Consider the following 3,197-nt stretch of genomic DNA (forward strand, 5'->3'; position numbering starts at 1 on the left):
CCTTCAGGCGCGAAGCTTTTCGGCGAAAAGATTCGCGCCTGAAGGCGCTCCTACAAAGGGTGGGGGATGCGGTTGACAATGGTTCGCATTTGCGGGGAGAATGCGAACCGTTCCCATTCCTGCATGGATTCCGCCATGTACGTCTGCATCTGCCACGGCGTCACCGACCAGGACATCCGCCAGGCCGCGGATGCCGGCTGCGGCTCGTTGACCGAGCTGACCATGCGCACCGGGCTGGGCAGCGGGTGCGGGACTTGCGGTGAGTTTGCCCGCGAGATCCTCGATGAAGCCCGGGGTGTGAAGGCGTTTCCGTTGGCGGTGTTTGCGGCGGCGGCCTGAGGGCTGCGTTTTGTGGGTGCGCCTTCGGGCGCGAAGCATTTCGGCGAAAGGATTCGCGCCTGAAGGCGCTCCTACAGGTTATGGCGGGGGTTTGAGAACGGGAGCGATTCCTGTTTCCGCATGGCTTGGCTGATGGGGTTATGGTGCCGGCCTGTCCACGGAAAAGGAGGCCCGCCATGAAGGGCGACGCCAAGGTCATCGCGCACCTCAACAAGGCGCTGTACAACGAACTGATCGCGATCAACCAGTACTTCCTGCACGCCCGCATGTTCAAGAACTGGGGCCTGAAGGAGCTCGGCGAGCACGAGTACAAGGAATCGATCGACGAGATGAAGCACGCCGACCTGTTGATCGAGCGCATCCTCTTCCTCGACGGCCTGCCCAACCTGCAGAACCTGGGCAAGCTCTTCATCGGCCAGTCGCCGAAGGAAGCCCTGGAGTGCGACCTCAAGCTCGAGCACCAGGCCGTGCCCGACCTCAAGGCCGGCATCGTCGACTGCGAAGCGGCCGGTGACTTCGTCTCGCGCAAGCTGCTGGCCGACATCCTCGAATCCGAGGAAGAGCACATCGACTGGCTGGAAACCCAGCTGGCCCTGATCGAGCGCCTGGGCGAGCAGATCTACTTCCAGACCAAGATCGGCAGCTGAGCCTGCCGGTCCCGGGCTTCCTGTAGGAGCGCCTTCAGGCGCGAAGCCTTTCGGCGAAAAGATTCGCGCCTGAAGGCGCTCCTACAGTTGTTCAGGAATGTGGTGAAAGTGTGTGGTGCGTCGCAACATGACAGCGCCATTGCACAGGGATAGCTTCCAGATCGCCCGCACCTATTTCGGTGCGGGCTTTCTTTTGGGGAGCTCTCGCAATATGAAGTCGATCCTCCGTACCTCCGCCCTGGCCGCCGCCACCCTGGCCGCGCTGGGCCTCGCCTCCACCGCCATGGCTGGCGGTCGCCCCGACCTCGTCCGTGCCCAGCTGGAACAGGGCCGTCCGCACGTCGCCGGCGAACTGATCGTCAAGTTCCGCGACGGCACCGACGCCGTCGCCCAGCAGCGCGCTATGGGCCGTGCCAACGGCGCCCTGCGCGACAACCTCTCGCCCGGCCGCAGCGGCCGCGGCGTGGGCGGCGACCTGGCCCTGCTTTCGGTGAAGGGGCACCGGAACCTGGCCGACGCCATCGCCGCGCTCGAGGCCGACGCCGACGTCGAATACGCCGAGCCGAACTGGGTCGTGAACCACAGCGCCACCTCGAACGACACCCAGTTCACCAACGGCGGCCTCTGGGGCATGTACGGCGACGCCAGCTCGCCGGCCAACCAGTACGGCAGCCAGGCCGCCGAGGCCTGGGCGCAGCCGGAAGGCGCCACCTGCGGCAACGTCGTGGTCGGCATCATCGACGAGGGCTACATGTACACGCATGAAGACCTCGCGGCCAACGCCTTCAAGAACCCGGGCGAGATCGCCGGCAACGGCGTCGACGACGACGGCAACGGCTACGCGGACGACGTCTACGGTTGGGACTTCGACGGCAACAACAGCTCGGTATTCGACGGCACCGGCGACGACCATGGCACCCACGTGGCCGGCACCATCGGCGGCGTCGGCGGCAACGGCAAGGGCGTGGCCGGCGTCTGCTGGTCGGTGCGCCTGATGAGCGCGAAATTCCTCGGCAGCCGCGGCGGCACCACCGCCAACGCCATCAAGGCCGTGGACTACTTCACCGACCTCAAGGTCCGCCACAACCTCAACCTGGTCGCCACCAACAACTCGTGGGGCGGCGGCGGTTACTCGCAGGGCCTGAAGGACGCCATCGACCGCGCCAACGCGGCCGGCATCCTGTTCATCGCCGCGGCGGGCAACTCGGGCGCCAACAACGACGCCTCGGCGGCCTACCCGAGCGGCTACGACAGCCCGAACGTGATCGCGGTCGCCGCGCTCACCTCGACCGGCGCGCTGGCCAGCTACTCGCAGTACGGTGCCACCACCGTGGACATCGGTGCGCCGGGCTCGGGCATCATCTCCACCGTGCCGGTCGCCTCGGGCAAGGGCAAGAACGCCACCATCGGCTCGGGCTACGCCAGCTACAACGGCACCTCGATGGCCACCCCGCACGTCACCGGCGCCGCGGCGCTGTACGCCTACCGCAACCCGGGCTCGACCGCCGCGCAGATCAAGGCGGCGATCCTGGGCTCGGCGGTGGCGACGCCGTCGCTGCAGGGGAAGGTCGCTACCAATGGGCGGTTGAACGTTAGCGGGTACTGATTCCGCTTCGTGGTGGATGAGAAAGCCCGGCCGTTGGCCGGGCTTTTTCTTTGCGCCTTTGTAGGAGCGCCTTCAGGCGCGAAGCTTTTTGGCGGAAAGATTCGCGCCTGAAGGCGCTCCTACAACGGGGGGGGGCGGCGCGGGGTTATTTGAGGAGGGCGTTGAGGGCGGCGGAGGCGCGGCGGAACTCGGACTCCAGGACGGCCACGGCCACGGCGGGGCGGGGCAGGACGCCCTGACGGGCGCCGAGTTCGATGCGCTTGGCGGCAGCCGACAGGGCCATGGCGCCCAGGTTGGCGGCGGCCGATTTGAGCGTGTGCGCGGGCGCGACCATCTTGCTCATGTCGGCGGCGGTGGCGGCGGCTTCCAGGGCCTGGACGTGCTTGGGCGCGTCCTCGAGGAAGAGCTTCACCAGGCTGAGGTACTCGTTGCCCATCACCGCGCGCAGTTCGTCCACCACTTCGCTGGCCAGCACCGGCGGGGGGGCCGGCGGGGCGTCGCCGCCAAGCTGGGTGGAATAGGGCTCGGGCGCCGCGGCGGCCGGGCGGACCGGTGCGGCGGGGCGCAGCAGCGGGCTGGGCGGATTCGCCGGCGCGGCCGTGCCG

General features: G+C 67.7%; 4 protein-coding genes. 3 read left to right on the plus strand and 1 reads right to left on the minus strand.

Annotated elements, in window-relative coordinates:
• Nucleotides 1-135: 135 nt before the first annotated feature.
• From VFQ84_RS04460 to VFQ84_RS04470, 3 genes are all read left to right on the plus strand, one after another.
• Nucleotides 136-339 carry a bacterioferritin-associated ferredoxin gene (locus VFQ84_RS04460; RefSeq protein ID WP_325129629.1) on the plus strand — a complete coding sequence of 68 codons (204 nt, stop codon included), beginning with the start codon at nt 136-138 and terminating at the stop codon, nt 337-339.
• 176 nt (nt 340-515) lie between these two features.
• Nucleotides 516-986, plus strand: a complete 471-nt coding sequence (gene bfr / locus VFQ84_RS04465) for a bacterioferritin (RefSeq protein WP_325129632.1) — start codon at nt 516-518, stop codon at nt 984-986.
• Nucleotides 987-1,197: 211 nt separating this feature from the next.
• A complete protein-coding gene (locus VFQ84_RS04470; protein WP_325129634.1) occupies nt 1,198-2,592 on the plus strand; it encodes a S8 family peptidase in 1,395 nt (464 codons plus the stop codon).
• Between the two features lie 145 nt (nt 2,593-2,737).
• Here the strand turns inward: VFQ84_RS04470 and VFQ84_RS04475 are convergent.
• The coding region (locus VFQ84_RS04475) for an Hpt domain-containing protein (RefSeq protein WP_325129636.1) at nt 2,738-3,197 on the minus strand (460 nt) is incomplete at its 5' end.

Source organism: Arenimonas sp., assembly GCF_035721105.1.
Classification (GTDB): Bacteria; Pseudomonadota; Gammaproteobacteria; order Xanthomonadales; family Xanthomonadaceae; genus Arenimonas.